The following is a 24,830-nucleotide window of genomic DNA, read 5'->3' on the forward strand; positions in this document are numbered from 1 at the left end:
GACGACGGCCCCGTCCTCCCGAGGGAGTCCGGGGCCGTCGTCGCCCGGGCGTCAGAAGAGCAGCGACGCCAGACGCGAGCGCGCACGGATGACCCGGGCGTCGTCGTCGCCGACAAGGCCGAACAGGTCGAGCAGACGCTCGCGGACCGGCGCGCGCTCCTCCGCAGGCAGTGCGGCGAATAGATCGAGCAGACGGCCGAAGGCGTCATCGACGTGACCGCCCACGACATCGAGGTCCGCGACGAGGAACTGCGCCTCCAGACCGGTCGGCGCAGCGGCCGCGGCAGCACGGGCCGCGTGAAGGTCGGCACCCTGAACACGATCGAGCAGGCGCACCTGTCCGAGACCTGCCCGTGCGTCGGCGTCGCGAGGGTTCTCCGCGAGAGCCTGCTCGTACGCGCTGATCGCGCGGGCGTAGTCGCCCTCTTCGATGGCGGCGAACGCCTCTGCGTGCAGCGGGGGAAGCTCGGGCTCTGCGGCAGGAGCATCGGCGGCGGGGGCCCCGCCGACCGGCACGGTTCCCGTCACGCCGTGCTGGGCAGCGAGCTGCAGGAGCTGTGCGAAGACGTCACGTACCTGCTGCTCGGGCACAGCGCCCGTGAACAGGGGGACCGGTTGGCCAGCGACGAGAGCGAGCACCATCGGGATCGACTGCGCGCGGAACCCCTGAGCGAGCTGCGGGTTCGCGTCGACGTCGACCTTCGCCAGAACGAGGCGTCCGGCGAGGTCGGTCACGACCTTCTCGAGGACGGGGCTGAGCTGCTTGCACGGTCCACACCACTCGGCCCACAGATCGATGACCACCGGTACCGTGCGCGAGAGCTCGAGCACCTCTCCGAACGTGTCATCCGTCGCGTCGAAGACGAGCGGCAGCGCGCCGGCAGGGCGGGCGGGGGCAGCGGGATCACCGGCCGCGGGAGCGGCGGGCGGCTGAGGGCGGTTGCGCAGGGACGAGAGGTCGACGGCGCCGCGCATCACGGAACCGGGGGCGGGAATACTCACGGGGACACCTTCGCTTCGAGGAGGCTGGATCGGTAGCCGAGCAGGCGGATCTGGTCGTCGGAGCCCTGACTGGGCACATAGAAGAAGACCTGATCGGAATAGGTCGTGGTGAAGCCTGTCGCAGACTGGTCGACACCGGTGAGGGCCTTGACCGCGGGGTTGTTGTCCAGCTTGATCACGGCGTCTTTGTTCGTCGGCTTGGCCGTATCGCTCTCATACACGTTGACGGCGACGATGGCCCCCGTGTCGAGCGTGGCCAGGGCGATCGGTGTCGCCGTTCCGGCCGAGGCGGAGAAGCTGATCTCGGCAGTTCCCGCACCGGTCTGGTTCAGCTCGTCGGTGCGCTTGGTCTTGTTGTCCTGGATCGCGGCCAGCAGGAGATCGTTGGCGGTGTCGAATTTCGCGAACGAGGCACTGTTCTGCCCGTTGTTGATGACGTCGGCGTAGGCCGCAGCGACCTTCTCGGGCGCCATGACGAGGAACGACGAGTCCGGCGGCACCTGCGTGGCGCCCACGTACGGCGCCGCCAGCTCGGGCAGGTTGGTGGAGGCCTCGAGGTTGCCGACGTAGGACGCTTTGTACTCCTCCCACGGCGTCTGCTGGGTCATCATCATGATCGTGGTGGTGGGGGTCGCGGCATCCGCCGACTCCACCACCGTCATCAGCGTGCGGGGCCACGTTCCCGTGGTCTGTGGCAGGACGATCTGAACGGGCTCCGCCGGGATCGCGGGCAGGGCCGGACGGTCCGCGATCGCGGCTCGCAGCTTGTAATTGGTCTGACGCTCGGCCAGGGCCGGGCCCGCGAGGCGCTCGGCGACGACGTTCGCGTCGAGGGAGGCGTCCGCCTGAGCAACGGTCGACGACACCTTCGACACGATGCGCTGAGCCTGCGCTTCGGTCACCGCGGGCGGGAACTGTCCCTCGGGAACGATCACGGTGGGCGTGGGGCTGGGAGACTCGGTCGCGGCGAGCTGCGGCCACGCATCTGCGGAGCATCCCGCGAGCAGGGCCACCGACACACCGAGGGCCGGCACGGCCACCAAGGCCCGACGACCGCCGAGGGCACCGCGGACCCGCGATCCTCCCCGACGAGCGGGGCTCTGGCTCACGACGCCCTTGCTCTCGGCATCCGCGCCGACCGTCGAGATGGGCTCGGTCACGGGCAGGGGAAGACCCTTGCGGCGCGGGCGACGCTGTCGCCGAACGTGACGGATGCCGAGCAGGTACAGAATCAGTCCGATCAACAGCACGATGCCGCCGCCGACGATCAGGGGCCCGGCCCACGGCGTGGAGTCGTCTATCGGCCAGGTGAGACTGATGTTCGCGGGCGCCGGAGCGGTGCCGTCGGAGGCGACGAGGACACTCATGTCGCGGGGAAGCTGGAGGGTGGTCGACAGCGACCCCGTCTGCTCGAACTCGTCGAGCCAGAGATCGGAGTCCACGGGCGAGCGACCCGTGGTCGCGGTGCCGGAGGCGGGGGTCACCGTCGGCTCGACCTCCGAGGTCTGCACCGTGCCCGCGTCGTCGAGCGTGACGGAGGTGTACGCGACGTCGGCGAGCCATGCTTTCACGTCGGCGGTGCGACCGTACGAGGCGAACACCGCACCGTCGCCCTGCACGCGCAGGGTCTGGGCGCCCGGCACGCTGTTGAGTACCGCGCCGTCGATCAGCGTGAACGCCGTCGACCCCTCGGTCTGCACGTTCGCCGAGGTCTCGGACGGTCCGTGGAAAACGGTTCGTTGAGCGATACCGGCACCGATCATGGCCGCAGCGATGACGAATGCCACCACGGCCCAGACGAATCTCACGCTTCACACCATCCCCACCGGTGGCTCGGGCGCCACCGAATCGACGTTTCAGACTATCCGAGGGTGCCTGAAAGTTCCCGACAAGGCCCGTCGCGCGCTCCGACGCGCCGACGGCTCAGTATCCTGACGACACGGGCGCACCTGCCCGGCTGATGCGGGAGTCGTTCGGCATGAAGATCCACAACCCCTTCCGGGTCGCTCTGCTCGCCACACTCGGCGTCGGGGTCGGCCTTCTGCTCATCGGCAGCGTGCAGAACCTGTCGACGATCCTGCTGTACGTCGGAACGGCACTGTTCCTCTCCCTCGGGCTCGATCCGGTGGTCTCGTTCCTCGAGCGACGAGGTCTCCCCCGATGGGCAGCCGTGCTCGTGACGATCCTGGCGGTGCTGGGCGTCTTCGCCGGCATCATCTTCATGGTCGTGCCGATCATCGTCAGTCAGATCGCGCAGCTCGTGACCCAGATCGAGCAGCTGCTCCAACCCGGCCGCTGGAACGAGATCGTCACCGACGTACAGACGTGGGTCTCGCAGACGCTCCCCTGGCTGAAGATCGACGAGGTCTGGGCCGGAATCCAACACTGGTTCTCGACGCTCGACGTCGGGAGCATCTCGACCATGATCGGCAACAGCCTGCTGACGATCGGCGGAGCGGTCGCGGCGGGCCTCGGCGGCGCGTTCATCGTGCTGATCCTCACGATCTACTTCACGGCATCCACCCCGTCGCTGAAGTCGGCCGTCTATCAACTCGTACCGGCGTCGAAGCGCGCGCGCTTCATCGAACTCGCCGAGAAGATCACGGATTCCGTGGGCTACTACGTGATGGGACAGGTGAGTCTCGGCGTCATCAACGGTGTCCTGAGCGCGATCTTCCTGTCGATCATCAACGCCCCCTTCCCCGCCGTCCTCGCCGTGATCGCGTTCTTCTTCTCGCTGATCCCGCTCGTGGGTACGCTCACCGGCTCGACGATCATCGTGCTCACCTGCCTCATCCCTGGTCTCGGAACGCCCACGTGGGCCATCCTGGCTGCGGCGATCTACTACCTCGTCTACATGCAGGTCGAGGCCTACGTGATCTCGCCGCGCATCATGAACCGCGCCGTGTCGGTTCCGGGATCGGTCGTCGTCATCTCCGCGCTGGCGGGCGGGGCGCTGCTGAACCTGCTCGGCGCGCTCATCGCGATTCCGGTGGCGGCGAGCATCCTCATCATCTACCGCGAGGTCATCATCCCCCGGCAGAACGAACGCTGAGTCTCAGCCCGCGAGCTCGCCGTCCCACTCGACGGGAAGCGGCAAGGCGTCGGGATTCACCGCGGCGACGATCTCGGTGAGCACACGGCGGGTCTGCGTCTCGCCGACCCACAGGTGCTTGCCGCCCTCGACCGCGATGAGGGTGGCATCCGGAACCGAGGCGAAACGCTCCCGAGCCTCGTCCGGACGCAGGTAGTCGTCGTGTTCGGGAACCAGCACGACCATTCGGCGCGGGTCTCCCGCCCAGGCGGCGACCTCGTCGGCGGTCGCCCGGTGCAGTGGAGGCGAGAGCAGGATGACGCCCTCGATGTCGTGGTCGCGTCCGTACTTCAGCGCGAGCTCGGTGCCGAACGACCATCCCACCAGCCACGGACGCGGAAGACCGCGCTCGCGCACGAAATCGACCGACGCGGCGACGTCGAAGCACTCTTTCGCACCCCCGTCGAAGGAACCCTCGCTCGTGCCCCGCGGGGACGTGGTGCCGCGCGTGTTGAACCGCAGGACCGCGAGGTCGGCCAGCGCCGGAAGGCGACCGGCGGCCTTGCGCAGGATGTGCGAGTCCATGAAGCCGCCCGCGGTGGGGAGGGGATGAAGCGTCACCAGGGTGGCCGCGGGTTCGCGGTCGGCGGGCAGAGCCAGCTCTCCGACGAGGGTCAGCCCGTCCACCGTGCGCAGCTCGACATCTTCGCGGCGGGCGGGGAGCAGAACGGGTCCGCGAATCTCCATCAGGCAATCCTCCAACAGTGCGTGTGCCAGTGGCGTCGGGCGGCGAGGTCCGCAGCGTCTCCGAGGACGCCGTCGGCGCGCCAGACGACCACGTGGGCATTTCCGGCGGCAACCGTGCGGCCGCAGCCCGGGCACACATAATCTTTGACGGCCTGAGGAGCCGAGATCGGCTGCACCGTCCACTCCCCGCCACGCCTGACCTCGGTGCGCTTCCACCCCGCGATCAGACGGTCGAGAGAGTCGTCGCCGCGCGATGAATCGGTGCGTCTCTTACGTGAGCGGGGCATGGATGCCGCTCACCACCAGTGGTTCGCGGTCCAGAAGGCGTAGGCGCCGGCCCAGCCGCCGTACCGGCCAGTGGCGTATCCGGTTCCCCAGCGCAGGTTGTCGACGGGGTCGTAGCCGTTGCCCGGTACCTTGCCGCACGGAAGAGCCTGGACCAGACCACACGCCCCCGACGAGCGATTCGTCGCATTGGGATTCCAACCGCTCTCGCGGCTGACGATGTAGTCGACGAAACCCATATCGGACTCGGAGATGCCCGCCGCGGCCATCCACTCGGCGGGGGCGCCACCGCCGGAGTACAGCACCGGACCGGAGCTCCCCGACGACGACTCCGAGCCCGTGTCCTTCGAGCGCGACGGAGCCGGAGTGGGCGTCGGGGTCGGCTTGGGCTTGACGTAGACGTTGTAGCTCGCACGATCGAGCTGGGGGGCCTGCTTCTCGCCCGACGTCGAGACGGCCTGCGTGTCGCCGAGCCCCTCGGCGTAGAGAGTGACGGTGTGCGGCTCCTCGGCCTGAGCGGGGAGCAGGGATGCCCCCATAGGGCCGACGTACGCTCCGACGAACAGCACCGCGGCGGCGGCGCCGAAGACCCCGACCACGCCGCGGCGGCGCGACCATCGCGGCCCGGAGCGACGAGGGAGCGTCGGCGGGACCACGTCGACCGATGCGCCCCGGCGGCCGACGGGGGAAGCGGATGCGCGCGAAAGTTCCGAACCTGAAGTCACAGTGCGCTCGATTCTACCGACGCTCGAGCAAGGATGCCACGCGCGGTGGTCATCCGACGGCGAGCATGACTTCGACGACCGCATCGAGCACCGCATCGACCTGCGTCTCGCGATACCCGCCGCGCTGCATGCGGAACGCGACGGAGCGGACCTGTTCCGGTGTGATCGGATCGCCCGCCGCCAGGTAACGTGCGATGCGATCCGCGACGACGTCGACCTCGTCCACGCGATAGCCGTACCGGAAGAACCCGACGCGGTCGAACCGCGACCCCCGCGGTCGACGGAGACGGTCGAGCACCACCTGCGCCGTATCGCGCGTCTCCGCGACCCAGGCGCGCGCACCGAGACGCGACAGGGCGTAGTCGCGTTCACGCGCGGCGAAGGCGTCTTCGACCCGTCCGAGGGCGGCGTCGACCGCGTCGACTCTGTAGCCTCCCCGGACGAGGGGAAACGCCGCGATGCGCACCTCGGACGAACGCAGCGCTCCGAGGTCGTCAGCCTCGAACGCCTCGCGCGCGCGGGCGAGGAACACGTCGACGGCGCGCTTCTCGTACCCCTTCGTGCGACCGGAGGTCGTCGGGAACGGTGTCGCTGCCACGGTGTCGTGGATCGGCGTCTCGGTCATGACACTCCCAACGGGGCGAGCAGATAGAACATCACCAGGGCGGCCGTCGCCGACGGCAGGATCGAGTCGAGGCGGTCGAGTACTCCCCCGTGGCCCGGGAGCCACGAGCTCATGTCCTTGATACCCAGGTCGCGCTTGAGCATCGACTCTCCGAGGTCGCCGACGGTGGCCGTCGCAAGCACGACCGCCCCGAAGATGAGCCCGGCCCACCACGGCACCTGCAGCATGAACGCGGCGAGCAAAGCGCCGGCGACCAGGGCGGCGAGGCATGCACCCGCGAAACCCTCCCACGTCTTCTTCGGGCTGATGCGAGGGGCCATCGGATGCCGCCCACCCCGTCCGAAGGTCAGGCCTGAGACGTAGGCACCGGTGTCGGCGGCCACCGCGAGGATGAGGAACGCGAGCACCCACCACTCGCCTCGAGGCTGGGCGAGGAGGATCATCGCCACGCTGGTGAGGAAGGGGACGTACAGCTGCACGAAGCTCGCGACCAGGACGTCGCCGATGACCTCGATGTGCGCGCGACCGTCGGACGCGAACATCTGCGCCGTCAACCGCCACACGACCACCACGACGACAGCGACGAGGGTCGCGATCCAGTGCACCCAGGGTCCGAGGAAGAACCCGCTGAGCAGCAGCAGGAAGCCCATGGCGAGCTGCGGCACGACGTCGACGCGACGGCCCGACACCTGCAGGGCGCGCGAGAACTCGAGCACGCCCAGCACCATGGCGGCCGCTGCGAACAACACGAACAGCCACTTGATGAAGATGAGCGAAGCGACGACGATCGCGCCGATGCCCACACCGATCAGGGTCGCGACGATGAGGTCGCGGCCGGTTCGCTGCTTGAGCCGCTCGTTCGCCTGGTCGAACTCCGCACGCGCGTGAGCGATGTGCTGCTCGGCATCCGATCGCATAGAGCGCAGCTGCGACTCGATGGCGGTCACGCCCTCGCCTGTGGTCGGCGAGCGGCGAGCCGAGTCGGCCCGGCGAGGCGAGGCGGTCGGATCGACCGGCTCGCCCTCGCCGATCTCAGGGGCTTCGGGCATGGGGGGTCAGACCTCGAGAAGCTCGGCCTCTTTGCGCTTGAGCGCCTCGTCGATCAAGTCGACGTGCGTGCGCGTCACGGTGTCGAGCTCCTTCTCGGCGCGGACGAGCTCGTCTTCACCGACATCGCTCTTCAGGGCGTCGAGGTCGTCCTTGGCCTTGCGTCGAAGGTTGCGCACCTGCACCTTGGCGTCCTCGCCCTTACCGCGCACGATCTTCACGTACTCTTTGCGGCGGTCCTGGGTGAGCTCGGGCATGGTGACTCGAACGATGGTGCCGTCGTTCGTCGGGTTGACCCCGAGGTTCGGCATGTCGCGGATCGCCTGCTCGATCGCCTTCAGCGCCGACTTGTCGTACGGGTTGATGACGAGGGTGCGGGCCTCGGGGTTGTTCAGCGAGGCGAGCTGAGCGAGAGGGGTGGGCGACCCGTAGTAGTCGACCAGCACCTTCTGGAACATCTGGGGGTTCGCGCGCCCGGTACGGACGGTCGCGAAGTCTTCCTTGGCGGCCTCCACGGCGCGATCCATGCGCGCTCCGGCATCGGCGAGGACATCGGAAATCACGGTGACTCCATTCGTTGGGACTGACTGTCGAGTCTAGTCGCGCGCGAGCCCGGCTTCCCGGGCTCGCGCGGCGCGTCATGCGGTGACGAGGGTACCGATCGTCTCACCGAGCAGGGCCCGGGTGACGTTTCCGGCCGGCTCCATACCGAAGACTCGCATGTCCATACCGTTGTCCATGCACAGGCTGAACGCGGTGGAGTCCACCACCTTCAACCCCTTCTGCAGGGCGTCGCCGTAGGTCACGTGGTCGAGCTTGGTCGCGCTCGGGTCCACGTTCGGATCGGCGGTGTAGACGCCGTCGACGCCGTTCTTGGCGACCAGAACCTCGGTCGCGCCGATCTCGAGAGCTCGCTGGGCGGCAACGGTGTCGGTAGAGAAGTATGGAAGACCCGCGCCCGCACCGAAGATGACGACGCGGCCCTTTTCGAGGTGACGCACAGCACGGCGCGGGATGTAGGGCTCGGCGACCTGCGTCATCGAGATGGCGGACTGCACGCGCGTGGCCGCCCCGGCCTGCTCGAGGAAGTCCTGCAGTGCGAGCGAGTTCATCACGGTGCCGAGCATGCCCATGTAGTCGGCGCGCCCGCGGTCCATGCCGCGTTGGCTGAGCTCGGCGCCACGGAAGAAGTTGCCGCCGCCGACGACGATGGCGACGTCGACGCGGTCGACCGCCTCGGCGATCTCGCGGGCGATCTGTCCCACGATGTCGGGATTCACGCCCAGTTGGCCCCCGCCGAACGCCTCCCCCGACAGCTTCAGCAGAACTCGGCGGCGCTTGGTGGCTTCATCGATCACGTGTGATGTCCTCTCGTCTTGAACAAACTATCCCCCGCCTCCCGCCACCGGAATGCCGGAGGCGACACGAGGCGCGGGCAGGGAAAAGGCCCGGAATGCCGTGGCATCCCGGGCCTCATGACGGGCCCTGAGCCTGTCGAAGGGTTACGCGCCGACCTTGAAGCGGGCGAAGTCGGTCAGCGTGAGACCGGCGTCGGACGCGACCTTGGCGACGGACAGCTTGTTGTCCTTCGCGTAGTCCTGGTCGAGCAGCGAGACCTGCTTGAAGAACGCGTTGACGCGTCCCTCGACGATCTTCGGCAGGGCGGCCTCGGGCTTGCCCTCGTTGCGCGAGATCTCGGTGACGATCTCGCGCTCCTTCTCGACGTCTGCCTCGGGCACGGCGTCACGGGTGAGGTACGAGGGGTTCGCGAACGAGATGTGCTGCGCGATCGAGCGAGCGGTCTCGGCGTCGTCGCCCGAGTAGGCGAGGACCACGCCGACCTGCGGGGGCAGGTCCTTGCTTGTCTTGTGCAGGTAGACCTCGAACTTGTCGCCCGAGATGGTGCGCACGCGACGGAGCTCGACCTTCTCACCGATGATGGCGGCTTCGTCCGAGATGAGCTGCTCGACGGTCTTGCCGTCGGCGTCGGCGGCCAGGGCGGCCTCGACCGAGTCCGCACCGGCGGCGGCGGCCGCGTCGACGACCTTGTCGGCCAGAGCGATGAAGCGCTCGTTCTTTGCGACGAAGTCGGTCTCGCAGGCGAGTTCGAGCAGGGTCACGGATCCGTCGTTCTCGCGCGCGGCGACGAGGCCCTCGCTGGTCGAACGGTCGGCGCGCTTGGCGTTGCCCTTGGCACCCTTGAGGCGCAGGATCTCGACGGCCTTCTCGACGTCGCCGTCGGCCTCTTCGAGCGCCTTCTTGGTGTCGACCATGCCCGTGCCGAGCTGCTCGCGCAGAGCCTTGATGTCGGCGATCGTGAAGTTTGCCATGGTGTGGCGTCTCCTTGTCGTTTGCGTTCTAGATGTGAGCCCGGCGGGGCCGTGTCGCTCCCCCAAGAGGGAGCCATCACGACCCCGCCGGATCGTAGCCTGTGCGGGTGGCGCACCGATCACGCGAAGGCGAACGGAATGCCTCGCGGCTTACTTGCTGTCGGTGGCCTCGGCGTCAGCAGCCTCGGTCTCGGCGGCCTCGGTCGACTCAGCGGCGGGCGCCTCGGCCGACTCGGCAGCCGGAGCCTCGGTCGACTCGGCGGGCGCCTCGAGGAGCTCGCGCTCCCACTCGGCGAGAGGCTCGGCGGCCTCTTCCTCACCGGCGGGCTGGTGACGCTGGATCAGGCCCTCGGCGGCGGCGTCGGCGATGATGCGCGTGAGCAGGCTCACCGAACGGATCGCGTCGTCGTTGCCGGGGATCGGGTACTGGAACTCGTCGGGGTCGGCGTTCGTGTCGAGGATGCCGATCACGGGGATGCCGAGCTTCTTGGCCTCGTCGACGGCGAGGTGCTCGCGCTTGGCGTCGACGACCCAGATGGCCGACGGGGTCTTCTGCAGGTTGCGGATACCACCGAGCGACTTGTGCAGCTTGTCGAGCTCGCGCTTCTTGAGCAGGAGCTCCTTCTTGGTGAAGCCGCTCTCGGCGGGGTTCTCGTAGTCGAGCTCCTCGAGCTCCTTCATGCGGGCGAGGCGCTTCGACACCGTCTGGAAGTTGGTGAGGAGGCCACCGAGCCAGCGCTGGTTGACGTAGGGCTGGCCCACGCGGGTCGCCTGCTCGGCGAGGACTTCCTGCGCCTGCTTCTTGGTGCCGACGAAGAGGATGGTGCCGCCGTGCGCGACGGTCTCCTTGACGAACTCGTACGCCTTGTCGATGTACCCGAGCGACTGCTGCAGGTCGATGATGTGGATGCCGGAGCGCTCGGTGAGGATGAAGCGCTTCACCTTCGGGTTCCACCGGCGGGTCTGGTGTCCGAAGTGAACGCCGCTGTCGAGCAGCTGGCGGATGGTGACGACGGCCATGGTCGTACTCCTGTTTCTGGGCGCTTTCGCGCCGTGGTTGTGGTTGTTCGCGCCAGACGGTCCGTCTGACGAGCCTGGTGCCCGGCGCACACCCGCCACTCGCCGAAGCGAAGGACCAGGGGGTGTGGATGCCGCGCGGTGCGCTGCCCCGAGAGGCCACGCGGTGCGCTGTGGGCACGCGGAGTCATCCCGACAAGCGAGATGCAAGGTCCAGCATACAGGACCGCTCCTCCCCACCCGCATGCCGGGGTCAACCTCTCCCCGGTTCCGCTCCTTCGCCCGCGGACGAGACGCCCGCGCGCAAGACTTCCCGGATGATCTCGGCATCCCTCCGCTGTGTGAGCCTGATCGCGCTGATCGCGGTGATGCTCGCCGTGACGCGAGCCGACGCCGTGGAAGGCGATCGACTCGCCGATCTCGGATGGGTGTGGCCCGTGACGCCCGTCGAGGTGACACGACCGTTCATCGCGCCCGCGCACGCGTACGGTCCGGGGCACCGGGGCGTCGATCTGCGAGCGGACGCGGTCCGTTCGCCCGCGGACGGACGCGTGGCGTTCGTCGGGATGGTGGCCGGTCGCAGCATCGTCACGATCGACCACGGCGGCGGTCTCGTGACGACGTTGGAGCCCGTCAGCACAGATCTCGCCGCGGGCGACCCGGTCGCCCGCGGTGCGCCGGTCGGCACGGTCTCCGACGAGGGCCACACCGGGCCCGGTACCGTCCACTTCGGCGTGCGGTTACGGGGCGAGTACGTCAACCCGCTGAGGTTGCTGGGCGGCGTGCCACGGGCCGTGCTTCTGCCGTGCTGCTGAGTGGGCTCAACCGATCTGGTTGCCGCGGCCCTCGACGGTCTGCGTCCCGACGCCGCCCGAGGCTCGAACGACGTTGTCCTGCCCGCGGACGGTCACGGAAGACACCGCGCCTTTGGCGTCGACCGTCGAGCGGTCTCCGCTCACGTCGACGCTGCCGATGGCACCCGCGGAACGGACCGAGCCGTCGTTGCCCTGGACGACGAGCGCGTCGATCGCGGCGGCGTCCACACGCGCGCGGTCTCCCGAGATTCGCAGGGTGCCGATGGATGCCGCCGAGGCGTCGACCGTGAGGGCGGAGCCCGAGACCGTGAGTTCGGCACAGGTCCCGACGACTCGGACGGTCTGCTCGGACCCCGACACCGATTGCGTACCGCCGTCACCGCAGGACACGGTGTCACCCGATGCATTCGCGGGGGGACCGCTGGGGGCGCCCGTCAAGACGGGGGCGGGAGAGATGGTCACGACCGACGGGGACGGGACCGCGGCCGAGGACGGAGCGCTCGACGCCGCTCGTTCCGGAGGGAGTCGGGTCTCGACGGGCTCGGGAGTCATGCTGCAGGCGCTGAGCACACCGGCGAGGGCGAGCACGCCGAGAGCGGCAGGCACCGAGCGGTGAAGGTTCACGGCTCCACGCTAGGGCGTCACGCGCAGGTTCGCACGCGTTTCACCGTCGGCACGGCAGGCGGTCATCCGGTCGCGGGGACGCGGGCGCGAAACACCACCCGGCGACCCGTCCGTCAGGCTCTCGGGTGCGCGAGGCGGTAGGCCTCGCGCAGTCGTTCGGCCGAGACGTGCGTGTAGATCTGCGTCGTCCCCAGGCTCGCGTGACCGAGGATCTCCTGGACCGCGCGCAGGTCGGCGCCGCCGTCGAGCAGGTGCGTCGCCGCGGAGTGGCGGAGCGCGTGCGGACCGAGCACCTCCGCGCCGACACTCGGGGCGACGGTCCTCGAGACGAGCTCGTGAACGGCTCGCGGACCGAGCCGGGCTCCTCTCGCGCCGAGGAAGACGGCGCGACCCGCGGCGTCGGTGCGCGCGCGGGCGGCGTGTCGCTCGCCTCGAGCTGGCCCGCTCCCCTCCGAAGGGCTCCCGTTCCTGGCGCTTCCGATCGATACGGTCGCCTCGAGCGCGCGAGCCCGCAATACCGGCCGCGCCCGCACCAGGTACGCCTCCAGCGCCCGCGACGCCGGCAGCCCGAACGGAACGACCCGGTCTTTGTCGCCCTTGCCGCGGAGCAGAAGGGTTCGTCGCTCGTGGTCGACGTCGTCGAGATCCAGACCGCAGATCTCGGAGACGCGCGCGCCCGAACCATAGAGGATCTCGAGCAGGGCGTGATCTCTCACAGCGACCGGATCTCCGCCGTCGGCGCGTTGGGCCGCGGCGGCGAGCACGCCCTCCAATGCTTCCGCAGTCGCCACAGCGGGGAGCGTTCGTCCGCGCTTCGGCGACACCAGTCGCTGCGACGGGTCGGCGACGACGATCTCTTGCTCGACCGCCCATGCGAAGAGTCCTCGCAGCGTCGAGGTTCGACGCGCCGATGTCGCCTTCGACCGACCGGACCGGGCGGCCTGCCACTGCCACTCGCGCAGGTCTTCCACATCGACGTCAGCGAGGGGGCGATCGCCCAGAGCCGAGACGAGGTCGGCGAGATCGGACCGATATGCGCGCACCGTTGCGGCGGACAGCCGACGCACGTCGGCGAGATGGGCGAGGTAGCCCTCCACGGCCTCCGACAGGTGCATTCACCCAGAGTGCCCGCTGATCGCCAACGGAGGCGGGACGACGCGCGACGCCCATGCATTCCCCCGTCACTCTGGTCTCGAATGCATCGCCATCCAGAGACCGTCGTCGTCGCGACGGGCTCTCCCCTCGAGTTCGGCGAACCCGAGGACGGCTCCGGTCTCCGCGACAGACAGGCCGCTCCGGCGTGCGACCTCCGCCGTCGAACGAGGCGACCTCGGGGAAAGGGCATCGCACACCCTCGTCGTGTCGTCTGTGCGATCCGTGAGACGCTCCGGCTCCCGCGCGCCCCTGCCGAGCATCTCGAGGACATCCGCCGCGGAGGTCACGCACGCCCCGCCGTAGTCGCGAAGGATGCGGTGACAGCCCGCGGATGCCGCGCTCGTCACCGGGCCGGGTACTGCCCCGAGCGCTCGGCCGAGGCTCGCGGCATGAGCGGCGGTGTTGAGCGAACCACTGCGCCACCCCGCCTCGACGACCACGACCGCGTCGGCCATCGCGGCGATGAGACGATTACGCGCGAGGAACCTCCATTTGGTGGGCGCCGCGCCGCAGGGCGTCTCGCTCCAGACCGCACCGGTGCTCGCGATCCTCGTGAGCAGGCTCTCGTGCCCGCGGGGGTACGCGCGATCCACACCGCCGGCGAGGAACGCGACCGTCATGCCTCCCGTCGACAGCGCCGCGCGATGAGCCGCCCCGTCGATTCCGTACGCCGCCCCCGAGACGATCACGGCCCCCGACGCCGAGAGATCCGCCGCGAGGTCGGCCGCCACGCCCTCGCCGTAGGCCGTGGACGCCCGCGCGCCCACCAGTGCCACTGTCGGACGATCGCTCGTGACCCCTCCCCCACGTCGCCAGAGAGCTACGGGCGCATGAACGCCGAGATCGTCGAGCCGCTCCGGCCACTGGTCGTCCCCCGGCACGATGAGCGAGGCACTCGCTCGACGCGCGGCGTCGAGCACCGCGTCTATCGCCTCAGGCCGCAGTCGAGGAAGCCAGCGAGCGCGCGCCAGCCGGACCTCCTCGTCCTGAGCCGACGTCGCGACATGCAGGGCCCCGGCCGCCCCGTGCGCGGCGATGAGCTCACCCGCCGCTCCGTCGCCCGGCTCGACGAGAACGCTCCACACCGCCCGGGCATATGCCTCGGCGGCCGCTCCATCGGTCGATCTGAGTCCCTGGAGCGCCCTCCGGGCTTCGTCGCGATCGACGACGAAGCCCGTCATACGCCCGCTCCTCGGCGCAGGTACAGAGCGCGACCGACATCGTCGGAACACAACTCGTCATGCCCGGCGATATCGGCGACCGTCCACGCGACGCGCAGCAACCGGTCGTACCCGCGCAACGTCAGGGCTCCACGACGGAGGGCGGTGTCGAGGGGCCGCACGACCTCGGGGGACGGTGCCGCCGGTCCACGCAGCCAGGTTCCGGGCACGTCGGCGTTTCGGTGCCACGGCGTCGCGGCCCACCTCCGCGTCGCGCGCGCACGCGCCTCGGCGACGATATGCCGTGCCCGTTCCGACGACACCGATCGCGCACCGCCCTCGTGACGCGCTGTCGACACACGCTGCAGCCGCAGATCGATGTCGATGCGATCGAGCAACGGCCCGGACAGGCGTCGCGTATACCGGCGAATCGCCTGCGGAGCGCACTCGCACGAACCGCCCGGTACCCCGTACTGACCGCAGGGACAGGGGTTGGTCGCCACGACGAGCTGGAACCGCGCCGGATACGTCGCCGCGACTCCGGAACGGTGCAGCTGGATGACGCCGTTCTCCAGCGGCTGTCGAAGAGCATCGAGAACGGACGCCGGGAATTCGCCGCCCTCGTCCAGGAACAACACCCCCTCGCTGGCGCGTGCGATGGCACCGGGCCTGACGACGCCGGATCCCCCGCCGATCAGCGCTGCGGCGGTCGCCCCGTGGTGCGGGCTCTCGAACGGAGGCGTACGGGACAGGCGTGTCACGGCCTCGCCCGACAAGGAACGGATAGAGGCGACCGACAATGCCGCCTCGTCATCGAGAGGTGGCAAGATGCCGGGAAGCCGACGGGCCAGCATCGTCTTCCCTGCCCCCGGTGGCCCGCTCATCAAGAGGTGGTGCCCACCCGCTGCTGCCACCACCAACGCGTCGACCGCATCCCCCTGCCCCACGACATCAGCCAGTTCGAGCGGCTCGTCCTCGCCGCCGCCGAGGGCCGGTGCCGCGACCGGCTCGAGGTCTGGAGCATCGCTCGCCCCGCCGTGCCACCGCACCACCTCGGCGAGGCACGAAGCCGCGAACACTTCGATGTCGCCGATGAGCCCCGCCTCCGCGGCGTTCGCTGCCGGGACCACGACGCGCCGATAACCCGCACGCTGGGCCGCGACCACCGCCGGGAGCACTCCGGGCACGGGACGAAGGCGCCCATCGAGCCCCAGCTCGCCGATGTGCACGGTCTGCGCGACGCGGACGGCATCCATCCGTATCGACGTGGCGAGAGCGGCGACGGCGATCGCCACGTCGAAACCCGACCCGCGCTTGGGAAGGCTCGCCGGAGAGAGGTTCACGGTGATCCGCCGCTTCGGCAGGTCGAGCCCGCGGTTGGTGCAAGCGCCGCGTACGCGTCGTCCCGCCTCGCCCAGAGCCTTGTCGGCGAGGCCGATGATCGAGAACTCCGGAGTCTGAGAGGACACATCGGCCTCGACCTCCACCAGGTCGCCGTGGAGGCCCGACAGCGCGACGGCCCAGGTGCGCGCGAGGGTCACAGCGCGTCCTCGAGGTGCTCGAGGCGAGCCCGCGCAGGATCGGGTCCGACCAAACCGATCGCGTCGACGCGAAGCGTTCGCCCGCGCGCCTCGTCAGGGTGGGCTGCGAGCCACGCCATCGCCAGACGCCAGAGCCGCTGCGCCTTGCGCGCGTCGATCGCCTCGAAGGGGTGTCCGTAGTCCTCGCTGCGTCGGGTCTTGACCTCGACCACGACGAGCGTGTCCGCACGGACGGCGACGATGTCGATCTCGCCCTGGGCGCATCGCCAATTACGCGTGAGGATGCGGTAGCCGTCGTCCGTCAGGTACGCGACGGCGCGGTCTTCGCCGGCTCTGCCGAGTTCGTCTTTCGCTGCCATGCCCGAGAGCGTGGCATCCGTCCCACCACGCCCGAGGAACGGAGACCGCTATCCGGGGACAGCGGCGGGAACCGACCGGCTGGGGAGGACCCTCAGTTGTCGAGGGAGAGCTCGTCGGGCAGTTGGAAGTCGTGACGCGAGAGCTCTTCGACGTTGACGTCCTTGAAGGTGAGCACGCGCACGGACTTCACGAACCGGTCGGCGCGATAGATGTCCCACACCCATACGTCGGTCATCGAGATCTCGAAGTAGAAGTCGTGCTCGGTGTCGCGGCGGACGACGTTGACGTCGTTCGCGAGATAGAACCGGCGCTCGGTCTCGATCACGTAGGTGAACTGGCGCACGACATCGCGGTACTCGCGGTACAGGGCCAGCTCGAGTTCGCGGTCGTAGTCCTCGAAGACGTCGTCATCCATGGTTGTTCCATCCTAGGCGCGCGCTGTCGTCCCGGCCGCACGGCAAGACACCTCGGGCGCGTCCGTCCGACTGCGCCCGCGAAAGCTCAGAAAAGGGTCGGTGCGGCCGCGATCGCCCAGGAGTGCCGGTGGTGCACACTCATGCCGTGAGCGCTGATCGCGTCGCGATGGTCGAGGCTCGCGTACCCCTTGTTCCGGGCCCACCCGTAGGCGGGGTGATCGTCGTGCAGACCGGTCATCAGGGTGTCACGAGCCACCTTGGCGATGACGGATGCCGCCGCGGCGCTCGCGCAATCGCGGTCGGCCTTGATGATCGGACGCACGGTCAGCCCGGTCTCCCCCGCGGGGGTGATGTAGTCGTGGTTGCCGTCGAGGATCACGAGTGCCTCTTCCGGCACGACGCCGTGCGCGCGCAGGTCGGCGATGGCGCGGACCGCGGCGAGGCCCAGCGCCCGGATGATGCCGATCTCGTCGACTTCGACCGAGCTGGCCCACCCGACGGCGCTGTGCTGCACGAAGGCGGCCGCTCGCGCGGCGACCTCGGGTCGACGCGCCTCGGGGACCAGCTTGGAGTCCCGGAGCCCCTGGGGCACCCGCTTGCGCGAGCGCGCCGGGTCGATCACCGCCGCACCCACCGCGACCGGACCCGCCAGTGCTCCGCGTCCGACCTCGTCGCACGCGATGACGATCGCGTGCTCTTTCAGCAGGCGACGCTCGAGGGTGAGGGTGGGTTCGATCACTTCGCCGCCGGCGCGGGAACCCCCGCGAACACCTCGTGGTGGAAGTCGATCATCCCGAAGCGCGTGAACGGCCAGGTGATGAGGAAGGCACGACCCACGACGTTGTCGACGGGAACGAAACCCTGCCCCGGCTGATCCTGGTTGAAGCGCGAGTCGCGCGAGCTGTTGCGGTTGTCGCCGAGCACCCACAGCGAGCCGTCGGGCACGGTGATGTCGTACGGGACGGGTTCTGGCGCGGTGGCGCCGGGGGCGAGGCGGACGTAGCTCTCGTCGAGCGGCACGCCGTTGACGGTCGTCTGTCCCAGAGCGTTGCAACAGACGACATGATCGCCCGCCGTGCCGATGACTCGCTTGATCAGGTGGTCGTCGCTGTCGGGCGCCGACAGGCCGAAGAGCGAGAGCACCCAGTCCGCGCCCTCGACGATGGGTGACCGCTGCTCAGAGGGGCTGGGGGGAAGCCACCCACCCGGGTCGCGGAACACGACGACGTCACCGCGCGAGTACTGTCCGAACTTCGGAGTCAATTCGTCGACGAGGATCCGATCCTTGATCATCAACGTGTTCTCCATCGATGCGGACGGAATGTAGAACGACCGGACGACGAACGTCTTCACCACGAACGACACCACGAGCGCGATCAGCACGATCACGAGGAGGTCGCGGAAGAACGCCCCCCATCCGCGTCGACGCCGTCCGGCGGAGCGGGATGCCACGGCATCCGAGGTCGAGGCGGTCTGATCGCTCATATGTTCCTTCACCGGGTTCGACGCACACCGACCGAACCGCACGAACCAGGGTCGCACATCGCGGAGCCGCCCCGTGACCGACCTCGCCGTGAGAACGCCGAACGCCCCGCGGGTGTGACCCACGGGGCGTTCGAGAGAGCGGACTCAGCGGTCGCGCTTCTCCTTGATCTTGGCCTTCTTGCCGCGGAGGCTGCGCAGGTAGTACAGCTTGGCGCGACGCACATCACCGCGGGTGACGACCTCGATGTGGTCGATCACGGGGCTGTGGACCGGGAAGGTGCGCTCGACGCCGACCTGGAAGCTGACCTTGCGGACGCAGAAGGTCTCGCGGACACCGTCGCCCGAGCGGCCGATGACGACGCCCTGGAACACCTGGATACGCGAGCGGTTGCCTTCGGTGATGTTGACGTGCACCTTGACGGTGTCGCCGGGGCCGAAGGCGGGGATGTCGGAGCGGAGCGAAGCCGCGTCGACGGAGTCGAGGATCTGCATGATCATCACTTCCTGCGACCGCCACAGGTCGATCGCACGATAAGAGGGAAAAAGGTGAGGCGTGCCCGCGGCCGCGGATGCGGCATGACTCCCCTGAGGCAGAGCCGGTCAGGGCACAATCGTCTATTCTGCCACGCCCGCACCGACGGGCCAAAACGGTACCGTCGGCGGTATCCGCCCGCGCGGCGTCATCGGGGGCGGGGGGACTCCGAGACGACGATGACCTCGGCATCTACCGGCTGCGTCGGCCGCTCACGGACCGGCGGGATGTAGGCCGTTCCGTCGGTCGCGTGCAGCACGGTCACCGCACCGCGCGCCTCGTTCCAGAGCTGAGCGAGCGTCGACCAGAAAAGGACGAGCGCGCCCGCGATCGACAGCACGAGCAGGGGGAAGAAAACCCGCGAATCGAACAGGCCGAGTACGACGATCACCAGGTGCCAGGCACCGAGACCGAGCAGATCGCGCCAGGACACCGCGCGGTTCTCGCGCACGCTCCCGCGCGCGCGGATGAGCAACGACAGCACGAGCTGGGAGACGAACACGGCGGGCACGGCGACGAAGAGCCACAACAGACCCCAGGCGCTGCCTCCCGAGAACACGATCCACCCGACGAACAACCACAGCGGAAGAACGAAAGCGGCCGGGAACAGCCAGTGGAGGAACAGTCTTCGCAGCGCCATGACCCGATGCTACGGCTCGACCATGTGCTCCGCCTCTGAGAAAGCTATGGCGCCGTTCGGTCGGGCGGTCGCACCGCGGATCGGGGAGAATGGGGGTTCGACGCGAGAGGAACCACCCATGATCGAACTGCGCACCCCGGCCGAGATCGACGCGATGCGCCCCGCCGGACGCTTCGTCGCGGAGGTGCTGGCCACGCTGCGCGCCGAGACGAAGGTGGGGACGAACCTGCTGCAGCTGGACCGACGCGCGCACGAGATGATCCGCTCGGCCGGCGCGGAGTCGTGCTACATCGACTACCACCCCTCGTTCGGTGCGAGCCCGTTCGGCAAGGTGCTCTGCACCTCGATCAACGACGCCGTGCTGCACGGACTCCCCCACGATTACGTGCTGCGCGACGGCGACCTCGTCTCGCTGGACTTCGCGGCATCCGTCGACGGCTGGGTGGCCGACTCAGCCGTCTCGTTCGTCGTCGGCACCCCCCGCGACGAAGATCTCGCGCTCATCGACACGACCCAGCGCGCCCTGGCCGCAGCGATCGAGGCGGCGACCGTCGGCCACAAGATCGGCGACATCTCCGCCGCGATCGCGTCCATCGCCCGCGCGGACGGCCTCCGCATCAACCTCGACTTCGGCGGTCACGGGGTGGGCCGCACCATGCACGGCGACCCGCACGTCGCGAACGACGGCAAGGCCGGGCGCGGCTACCCCCTGCGCGCAGGCCTCGTGCTGGCTCTCGAGCCGTGGTTCCTGCAGACCACCGACGAGCTCGTCACCGACCCCGACGGCTGGACACTCCGCAGCGCCGACGGCTCGCGCGGCGCGCACTCCGAGCACACGGTGGCCATCACCGCCGACGGGCCCATCATTCTGACCGACCGCTCGTTCCTCGGCGTCGACTGAAGACCGGTTCCGGATGCCGCGGCCTCGAGGTCGCGGCATCCTTATGCCGCCGCTCGGTGAGGTGCTCGCCGAACGGGAGGAGGTTTCGCGACGGGAGGACCGCCAGGGGTTCCGGCATCCTCCGCTCCTGGAATCTCCTCCCCGCAGCACGACTTCCCGGCGGCCCGCCTTCGTCGTGAGGCACCGAGGTACCCCCGCCTGCCGAACGCCGGATGCCGTGCGTCAGTCGGCGAGCAGGTCGGGCCGACGCTGGCGCGTACGCTCGAGCTGTTGCTCTCGCCGCCAGGTCGCCACGGCTCCGTGGTTGCCGCTGAGCAGCACGGGCGGGACCTCTCGCTCCCGCCACACCGCGGGCTTGGTGAACGAGGGGTACTCGAGGAGGCCGTCTTCGTGAGACTCCTCGACGAGGCTCTCGGGATTGCCGACCACACCGGGGATCAGGCGGCCGATCGCCTCCACCATCGCCATGACGGCGACTTCGCCGCCGTTCAAGACGTAGTCACCCAGGGAGATCAGGCGCACGTCGCCGAGCTCGGCGGCGTAGTCGAAGACGCGCTCGTCGATGCCCTCGTACCGGCCGCAGCCGAACACGAGGTGCGGGGCGGTGGCGAGCTCGCGGGCCGTCGCCTGCGTGAACCGCTCGCCCGCGGGCGACGGGAAGATGATGACAGGCCGGCTCGCGGCGTCACGCGTGACGTCGTCAAGCGCCTCGCCCCAGGGCTCGGGCTTCATCACCATGCCGGCGCCGCCACCGTAGGGGGTGTCGTCGACCGTGCGGTGACGATCGTGCGTGTAGTCGCGCAGGTCGCGGATGCGAACGTCGAGAAGGCCGCTCTGTCGAGCCCTGCCCAGCAGAGACAACTCGAGAGCGTCGAAGATCGCCGGGAAGATCGAGACGACGTCGATGCGCACGTCAGTCCTCGGGGGCGTCAGTGGTCTCGTCGTCGGAGTCGTCCGACGACGAGGCGGGCTCGGGCTCGTCGTCGGCCTCGGCCGGGAGCTCCTCGAACAGTCCCGCGGGGGGCGTGACGACGACGCGGCCACCGTCGATATCGACCTCGGGCACGATCGCACCCACGAAGGGCACGAGCACCTCGCGGTCCTCACCCGCCATACGCACGATCAGCAGGTCTTGAGCGGGGAAGTGGTCGACGCGGGCGACGCGGCCGATCACTGCTCCGTCGCGCACGACATCCAGGCCCACCAGCTGGTGGTCGTACCAGGCGTCGTCCTCGGCCGGGGCGGCCTCGGAGTCCTGGTCGATCCAGAGGATCGCCTTGACGAGCTCCTCGGCCGCATTACGGTCGTCGACACCCTCGAAGAACGCGACCGGGTGAGAGTTCATCCACCGGAATTCGCGGACCTTCAGCTCGCGGCCGTGCCAGGGAGAGGACTCCGGCACCTGCAGGGTGAAGGTGCTCCCCGGCGTGAAACGCCCGTCGGGATCGTCGGTGTACAGCTCGAGCTTGAACGCGCCCTTCAGGCCGTGGGCCTTGACGAGTCGTCCCACGCGGAGCTGGGTCTTGGCGGGCTGAGCACCCGCGATGTCGCCGTTCGCCATCAGTCGTCGGCGACGTCGACGCGCACGCGGCGGCCGTCGGCCAGAGCCGACACGAGCGTGCGCAGTGCTTTGGCGGTGCGTCCGCCGCGCCCGATCACGCGACCCCGGTCATCGGGGTGCACGCGAACCTCCAACACGTCGCCGCGAGGCGAGGAGCTGGAACGGATGGTCACGGCGCCGGGGTGATCGACGATCCCCTTGACGACGTGTTCGAGCGCGGCAGACAGCACGGGAATTACTCGGCCGAGGTCTCGGCGGCGTCCTCAGCGGGCGCCTCGGCGGGAGCTTCGGCCTTCTTCTCGGCCTTCGGCTTGACGACGGACTTCTTCGAAGCGTCGGCCTCGAACGCGGCCTTGGGCTCGCGGACCTTGACGGTGGAGACGGCGTTCTTGTCGCCCTTGAACTTGCCCCAGTCGCCCGTCAGCTTGAGGATGGCGGCAACCTGCTCGGTGGGCTGGGCGCCCACGGAGAGCCAGTACTGCGCGCGCTCCGAGTCGACCTCGATGAACGAGGGCTCCTCGGTCGGGTGGTACTTGCCGATCTCCTCGATGACACGACCGTCGCGCTTGGTGCGCGAGTCGGCGACGACGATGCGGTAGTAGGGCGCGCGGATCTTTCCGAGGCGCTTGAGACGGATCTTGACAGCCACGATGACTCCAAATGATGAAAATTAACGAACCGAACGCCTGGAGAGTGGGGTGCACACCCGGCGGAAGCTCAAAAGGGTGGACCGACACTGGATAGAGGGTCGAGTGGCGGGTCCAGCCCTCTATTCTGCCAGATACTCAGGCCCCACGCTGACACGCGACGCACCGCGACACGCGGTGTCTCGGAGGGTAGCGGAGGATCCCGGCATCCGACCCCCGTGTCAGACTGAGCCGCATGAGGCTGCCGTTCGCTGCATCGACGCGTTCGTCCGTGGGTCTGGAGTGGGAGCTCATGCTCGCCGACCGCGAGACGGGCGACCTGGTCCCCCGCGCACCGGAGATCCTCGACCAGCTCGAGGAGAAGACGGCTCTCGAGCGCTTCACCGTCACCGGCGAGCTTCTCACCAACACCGTCGAGGTGACCAGCGGCGTGGGTCACACGGTCGCCGAAGCCGTCGACGACATCGCCGACGCCATCTGCGCCCTCCGGGACGAGACCGAGCCGCGCGGCGTGGAGATCCTCTGCGCCGGCAGCCACCCCTTCGCGCAGTGGTTCGACCAGGAGGTCACCGACAAGACGCGATACCACTCGCTCATCGAGCGCACGCAGTGGTGGGGGCGAAACATGATGATCTGGGGCATCCACGTGCACATCGGCGTCGACGACGTCGAGAAGGTCGTGCCGATCGTCAATGCGCTGAACGTGTATCTCCCGCATCTGCAGGCATTGTCGGCATCCAGTCCCTTCTGGGCGGGCGAGCGCACCGGTTACGCCTCCAACCGTGCTCTCGTCTTCCAGCAGCTGCCGACCGCGGGGCTCCCCTGGCAGCTCGACTCCTGGGGCGACTTCGAGAGCTACCTCGACGACATGGTTCGGACGGGGGTGATGGCGGATGCCAGCGAGGTGCGCTGGGACATCCGTCCGGCGCCCAAGTGGGGCACGGTCGAGATCCGCGCCTGCGATGGGATGTCGACCCTCCCGGAGCTGGCCGCCGTCGCCTCCCTCGCGCAGACGCTCGTCGAGCATTTCTCGCGCCTGCTCGACGAGGGGCGCGAGCTTCCCGGCATCCCGGCGTGGTACGCCCGCGAGAACAAGTGGCGCGCCGCGCGCTACGGCCTCGACGCCCGTGTGATCGTCGACCGCGAGGGTACGCAGCGCCCGGTGGTCGATCACCTGCGCGAGACGATGGAAGAGCTCGCCGACGTCGCACTCGAGCTCAAGTGCGCGAAGGAGTTCGCGAGCCTCGAGACGATTCTGGCCACGGGCGGCAGCTCGGCACGTCAGATCGCGGTGGCCGAGGCCGCAGACGGGGATCTGCGCGAGGTCGTTCAGCATCTCATTCGCGAGTTCCGCGGAGGCCCCACGTTGAAAGAGCATCTCGCGGCGCTCCGCGTCTAGGGGTCGAGCTCGGCGCTCGTTCATAGGTGCGCGATCTTAGGATCGCGTCATGACGTTCGGACGCCGTATCAGGGGGGCCTCGATGGTCGCGCTCTCCGCGGGCGTCATCGCGATGGTCGCCGGGTGCGCGTCCGATCCCTCACCGCCCGCAACCGTGCCCACCTTCGCGGCTCCCGTTCTCGAGGCCACACCGTCGCCTTCACCCAGCCCTGGGACACCGCTGCGCGTGGTGACCCTCGGAGACTCGCTCATGTCCGGCTTCGGCCTGGAGCCGCAGCAGGCGTGGCCGACGCTGCTCGCTGGACGTGCGCACCTCTGGCTGACGAACCTCGCCTGTCCGGGCATGGGCTTCGTCGTCCAAGGAGATTGCGGCACGACCTACGCCGGGCTCGTTCCCGCGGTCGCGGCCCTGCAACCTCAGCTGCTCATCGTGGAGTCGTCGAGTAACGACTTCTGGGAGGACGAGGACGAGATCCGCGCCGACACCGAGGACACGGTGGACCAGTTGCGCTCAGCCGCCCCCGACGCGCGGATCATCGGCCTGAGCACCATTTGGAACGACGACCCCGATGTTCCCGGCGACACCAAAGTCACCTCCGACGCGCTGAAGAACGCCGTCGAGAAAGTCGGAGGGTCGTTCATCGACGTCGGTCAGCCGCTCGCGGGCCATCCCGAGTGGATGCAGGAAGACGACGTCCACCCCACTCCGCGGGGTCAGCGCGCGATCGAACAGACGGTCATGTCGGCTCTGCAGGACGCCGACGTCCTGCCCTGACATCGCA

At 69.0% G+C, this 24,830-nt stretch carries 30 protein-coding genes; 5 read left to right on the forward strand and 25 right to left on the reverse strand.

Annotation, left to right across the window (positions count from 1 at the left end; genetic code table 11):
• Positions 1–51: 51 nt before the first annotated feature.
• Entirely contained in the window at positions 52–1,002 is a 951-nt protein-coding gene (locus DEU35_RS14355; protein ID WP_103208984.1) for a tetratricopeptide repeat protein, read from the reverse strand.
• A complete protein-coding gene (locus DEU35_RS14360) occupies positions 999–2,810 on the reverse strand; it encodes a glycosyl transferase (RefSeq protein ID WP_116239904.1) in 1,812 nt (603 codons plus the stop codon). The genes DEU35_RS14355 and DEU35_RS14360 overlap by 4 nt, the downstream gene beginning before the upstream one ends.
• 170 nt (positions 2,811–2,980) lie before the next feature.
• On the opposite strand from DEU35_RS14360, the gene DEU35_RS14365 reads away from it, so the two are divergent.
• Positions 2,981–4,057, forward strand: coding sequence for an AI-2E family transporter (locus tag DEU35_RS14365; protein ID WP_103209927.1), 1,077 nt, complete (start codon positions 2,981–2,983; stop codon positions 4,055–4,057).
• A gap of 3 nt (positions 4,058–4,060) precedes the next feature.
• On the opposite strand, the gene DEU35_RS14370 is transcribed toward DEU35_RS14365, so the two are convergent.
• From DEU35_RS14370 to rpsB, 9 genes are all read right to left on the reverse strand, one after another.
• On the reverse strand, positions 4,061–4,783 hold the full coding sequence (locus DEU35_RS14370) for an alpha/beta hydrolase (protein WP_116239905.1): 723 nt from the start codon (positions 4,781–4,783) through the stop codon (positions 4,061–4,063).
• Complete coding sequence (locus DEU35_RS17485) at positions 4,783–5,070, reverse strand: hypothetical protein (protein WP_103208976.1); 288 nt, start codon at positions 5,068–5,070, stop codon at positions 4,783–4,785. The genes DEU35_RS14370 and DEU35_RS17485 overlap by 1 nt, the downstream gene beginning before the upstream one ends.
• A 9-nt stretch (positions 5,071–5,079) precedes the next feature.
• Complete coding sequence (locus DEU35_RS14380) at positions 5,080–5,667, reverse strand: transglycosylase SLT domain-containing protein (RefSeq protein ID WP_309545570.1); 588 nt, start codon at positions 5,665–5,667, stop codon at positions 5,080–5,082.
• A 175-nt stretch (positions 5,668–5,842) separates the two neighbouring features.
• Positions 5,843–6,418 (reverse strand): DivIVA domain-containing protein, encoded by a 576-nt coding sequence (locus tag DEU35_RS14385; protein ID WP_103208974.1) that lies wholly within the window; start codon positions 6,416–6,418, stop codon positions 5,843–5,845.
• Entirely contained in the window at positions 6,415–7,467 is a 1,053-nt protein-coding gene (locus DEU35_RS14390) for a phosphatidate cytidylyltransferase (protein WP_103208972.1), read from the reverse strand. The genes DEU35_RS14385 and DEU35_RS14390 overlap by 4 nt, the downstream gene beginning before the upstream one ends.
• A gap of 6 nt (positions 7,468–7,473) precedes the next feature.
• On the reverse strand, positions 7,474–8,028 hold the full coding sequence (gene frr, locus DEU35_RS14395) for a ribosome recycling factor (protein ID WP_094736471.1): 555 nt from the start codon (positions 8,026–8,028) through the stop codon (positions 7,474–7,476).
• Between the two features lie 75 nt (positions 8,029–8,103).
• Positions 8,104–8,823 (reverse strand): UMP kinase, encoded by a 720-nt coding sequence (gene pyrH, locus DEU35_RS14400; RefSeq protein ID WP_116239906.1) that lies wholly within the window; start codon positions 8,821–8,823, stop codon positions 8,104–8,106.
• A 144-nt stretch (positions 8,824–8,967) separates the two neighbouring features.
• A complete protein-coding gene (gene tsf / locus DEU35_RS14405) occupies positions 8,968–9,795 on the reverse strand; it encodes a translation elongation factor Ts (RefSeq protein WP_103208967.1) in 828 nt (275 codons plus the stop codon).
• 150 nt (positions 9,796–9,945) lie between these two features.
• Positions 9,946–10,815, reverse strand: a complete 870-nt coding sequence (rpsB, locus tag DEU35_RS14410; protein WP_103208964.1) for a 30S ribosomal protein S2 — start codon at positions 10,813–10,815, stop codon at positions 9,946–9,948.
• 314 nt (positions 10,816–11,129) lie between these two features.
• Between rpsB and DEU35_RS14415 the strand changes: the two genes are divergently transcribed.
• A complete protein-coding gene (locus DEU35_RS14415; RefSeq protein ID WP_181904659.1) occupies positions 11,130–11,627 on the forward strand; it encodes a murein hydrolase activator EnvC in 498 nt (165 codons plus the stop codon).
• Positions 11,628–11,633: 6 nt separating this feature from the next.
• Here DEU35_RS14415 and DEU35_RS14420 read toward each other — a convergent pair whose 3' ends face one another.
• The 10 genes from DEU35_RS14420 to DEU35_RS14465 all read right to left on the reverse strand — a co-directional run bounded on the left by DEU35_RS14420 (position 11,634) and on the right by DEU35_RS14465 (position 19,540).
• The gene (locus DEU35_RS14420) at positions 11,634–12,251 is read right to left on the reverse strand and encodes a DUF3060 domain-containing protein (protein WP_116239907.1); all 618 of its coding nucleotides are present in this window, start codon (positions 12,249–12,251) and stop codon (positions 11,634–11,636) included.
• Positions 12,252–12,364: 113 nt separating this feature from the next.
• On the reverse strand, positions 12,365–13,366 hold the full coding sequence (locus tag DEU35_RS14425; protein WP_116239908.1) for a tyrosine recombinase XerC: 1,002 nt from the start codon (positions 13,364–13,366) through the stop codon (positions 12,365–12,367).
• A gap of 66 nt (positions 13,367–13,432) precedes the next feature.
• Positions 13,433–14,587, reverse strand: a complete 1,155-nt coding sequence (gene dprA / locus DEU35_RS14430) for a DNA-processing protein DprA (protein ID WP_116239909.1) — start codon at positions 14,585–14,587, stop codon at positions 13,433–13,435.
• Positions 14,584–16,107: a YifB family Mg chelatase-like AAA ATPase gene (locus DEU35_RS14435; RefSeq protein ID WP_116239910.1), complete on the reverse strand. Its 1,524-nt coding sequence runs from the start codon at positions 16,105–16,107 to the stop codon at positions 14,584–14,586. Before DEU35_RS14435 ends, dprA begins: the two co-directional genes overlap by 4 nt.
• A complete protein-coding gene (locus DEU35_RS14440; RefSeq protein ID WP_103208951.1) occupies positions 16,104–16,466 on the reverse strand; it encodes a YraN family protein in 363 nt (120 codons plus the stop codon). Before DEU35_RS14440 ends, DEU35_RS14435 begins: the two co-directional genes overlap by 4 nt.
• A gap of 92 nt (positions 16,467–16,558) precedes the next feature.
• Positions 16,559–16,882 carry a DUF2469 family protein gene (locus DEU35_RS14445; protein WP_055836674.1) on the reverse strand — a complete coding sequence of 108 codons (324 nt, stop codon included), beginning with the start codon at positions 16,880–16,882 and terminating at the stop codon, positions 16,559–16,561.
• Positions 16,883–16,968: 86 nt separating this feature from the next.
• Positions 16,969–17,622 carry a ribonuclease HII gene (locus DEU35_RS14450; RefSeq protein WP_116239911.1) on the reverse strand — a complete coding sequence of 218 codons (654 nt, stop codon included), beginning with the start codon at positions 17,620–17,622 and terminating at the stop codon, positions 16,969–16,971.
• Complete coding sequence (gene lepB, locus DEU35_RS14455) at positions 17,619–18,368, reverse strand: signal peptidase I (protein WP_103209919.1); 750 nt, start codon at positions 18,366–18,368, stop codon at positions 17,619–17,621. Before lepB ends, DEU35_RS14450 begins: the two co-directional genes overlap by 4 nt.
• A 144-nt stretch (positions 18,369–18,512) precedes the next feature.
• Entirely contained in the window at positions 18,513–18,860 is a 348-nt protein-coding gene (gene rplS, locus DEU35_RS14460) for a 50S ribosomal protein L19 (protein WP_103209916.1), read from the reverse strand.
• A gap of 188 nt (positions 18,861–19,048) precedes the next feature.
• Positions 19,049–19,540 (reverse strand): MFS transporter permease, encoded by a 492-nt coding sequence (locus DEU35_RS14465; protein ID WP_258027936.1) that lies wholly within the window; start codon positions 19,538–19,540, stop codon positions 19,049–19,051.
• A gap of 118 nt (positions 19,541–19,658) precedes the next feature.
• On the opposite strand from DEU35_RS14465, the gene map reads away from it, so the two are divergent.
• Positions 19,659–20,441 (forward strand): type I methionyl aminopeptidase, encoded by a 783-nt coding sequence (gene map, locus DEU35_RS14470; RefSeq protein WP_103208945.1) that lies wholly within the window; start codon positions 19,659–19,661, stop codon positions 20,439–20,441.
• A gap of 222 nt (positions 20,442–20,663) precedes the next feature.
• On the opposite strand, the gene trmD is transcribed toward map, so the two are convergent.
• From trmD to rpsP, 4 genes are read right to left on the reverse strand one after another with little or no spacing between them, the layout of a single operon-like run.
• Complete coding sequence (gene trmD, locus DEU35_RS14475) at positions 20,664–21,353, reverse strand: tRNA (guanosine(37)-N1)-methyltransferase TrmD (protein WP_116239912.1); 690 nt, start codon at positions 21,351–21,353, stop codon at positions 20,664–20,666.
• 1 nt (position 21,354) lies between these two features.
• Positions 21,355–22,002 carry a ribosome maturation factor RimM gene (gene rimM / locus DEU35_RS14480; RefSeq protein WP_116239913.1) on the reverse strand — a complete coding sequence of 216 codons (648 nt, stop codon included), beginning with the start codon at positions 22,000–22,002 and terminating at the stop codon, positions 21,355–21,357.
• Positions 22,002–22,232: an RNA-binding protein gene (locus tag DEU35_RS14485; protein WP_116239914.1), complete on the reverse strand. Its 231-nt coding sequence runs from the start codon at positions 22,230–22,232 to the stop codon at positions 22,002–22,004. Before DEU35_RS14485 ends, rimM begins: the two co-directional genes overlap by 1 nt.
• A 5-nt stretch (positions 22,233–22,237) precedes the next feature.
• Entirely contained in the window at positions 22,238–22,651 is a 414-nt protein-coding gene (gene rpsP, locus DEU35_RS14490; RefSeq protein WP_056230889.1) for a 30S ribosomal protein S16, read from the reverse strand.
• A gap of 233 nt (positions 22,652–22,884) precedes the next feature.
• On the opposite strand from rpsP, the gene DEU35_RS14495 reads away from it, so the two are divergent.
• Both DEU35_RS14495 and DEU35_RS14500 read left to right on the forward strand, forming a co-directional pair.
• The gene (locus tag DEU35_RS14495) at positions 22,885–24,048 is read left to right on the forward strand and encodes a glutamate--cysteine ligase (protein ID WP_116239915.1); all 1,164 of its coding nucleotides are present in this window, start codon (positions 22,885–22,887) and stop codon (positions 24,046–24,048) included.
• A 49-nt stretch (positions 24,049–24,097) separates the two neighbouring features.
• The gene (locus tag DEU35_RS14500; RefSeq protein WP_116239916.1) at positions 24,098–24,823 is read left to right on the forward strand and encodes an SGNH/GDSL hydrolase family protein; all 726 of its coding nucleotides are present in this window, start codon (positions 24,098–24,100) and stop codon (positions 24,821–24,823) included.
• The last annotated feature ends 7 nt before the right edge of the window (positions 24,824–24,830 follow it).

Origin of the sequence: Microbacterium sp. AG157 (assembly GCF_003385695.1) — a bacterium.
Lineage (GTDB): Bacteria > Actinomycetota > Actinomycetes > Actinomycetales > Microbacteriaceae > Microbacterium > Microbacterium testaceum.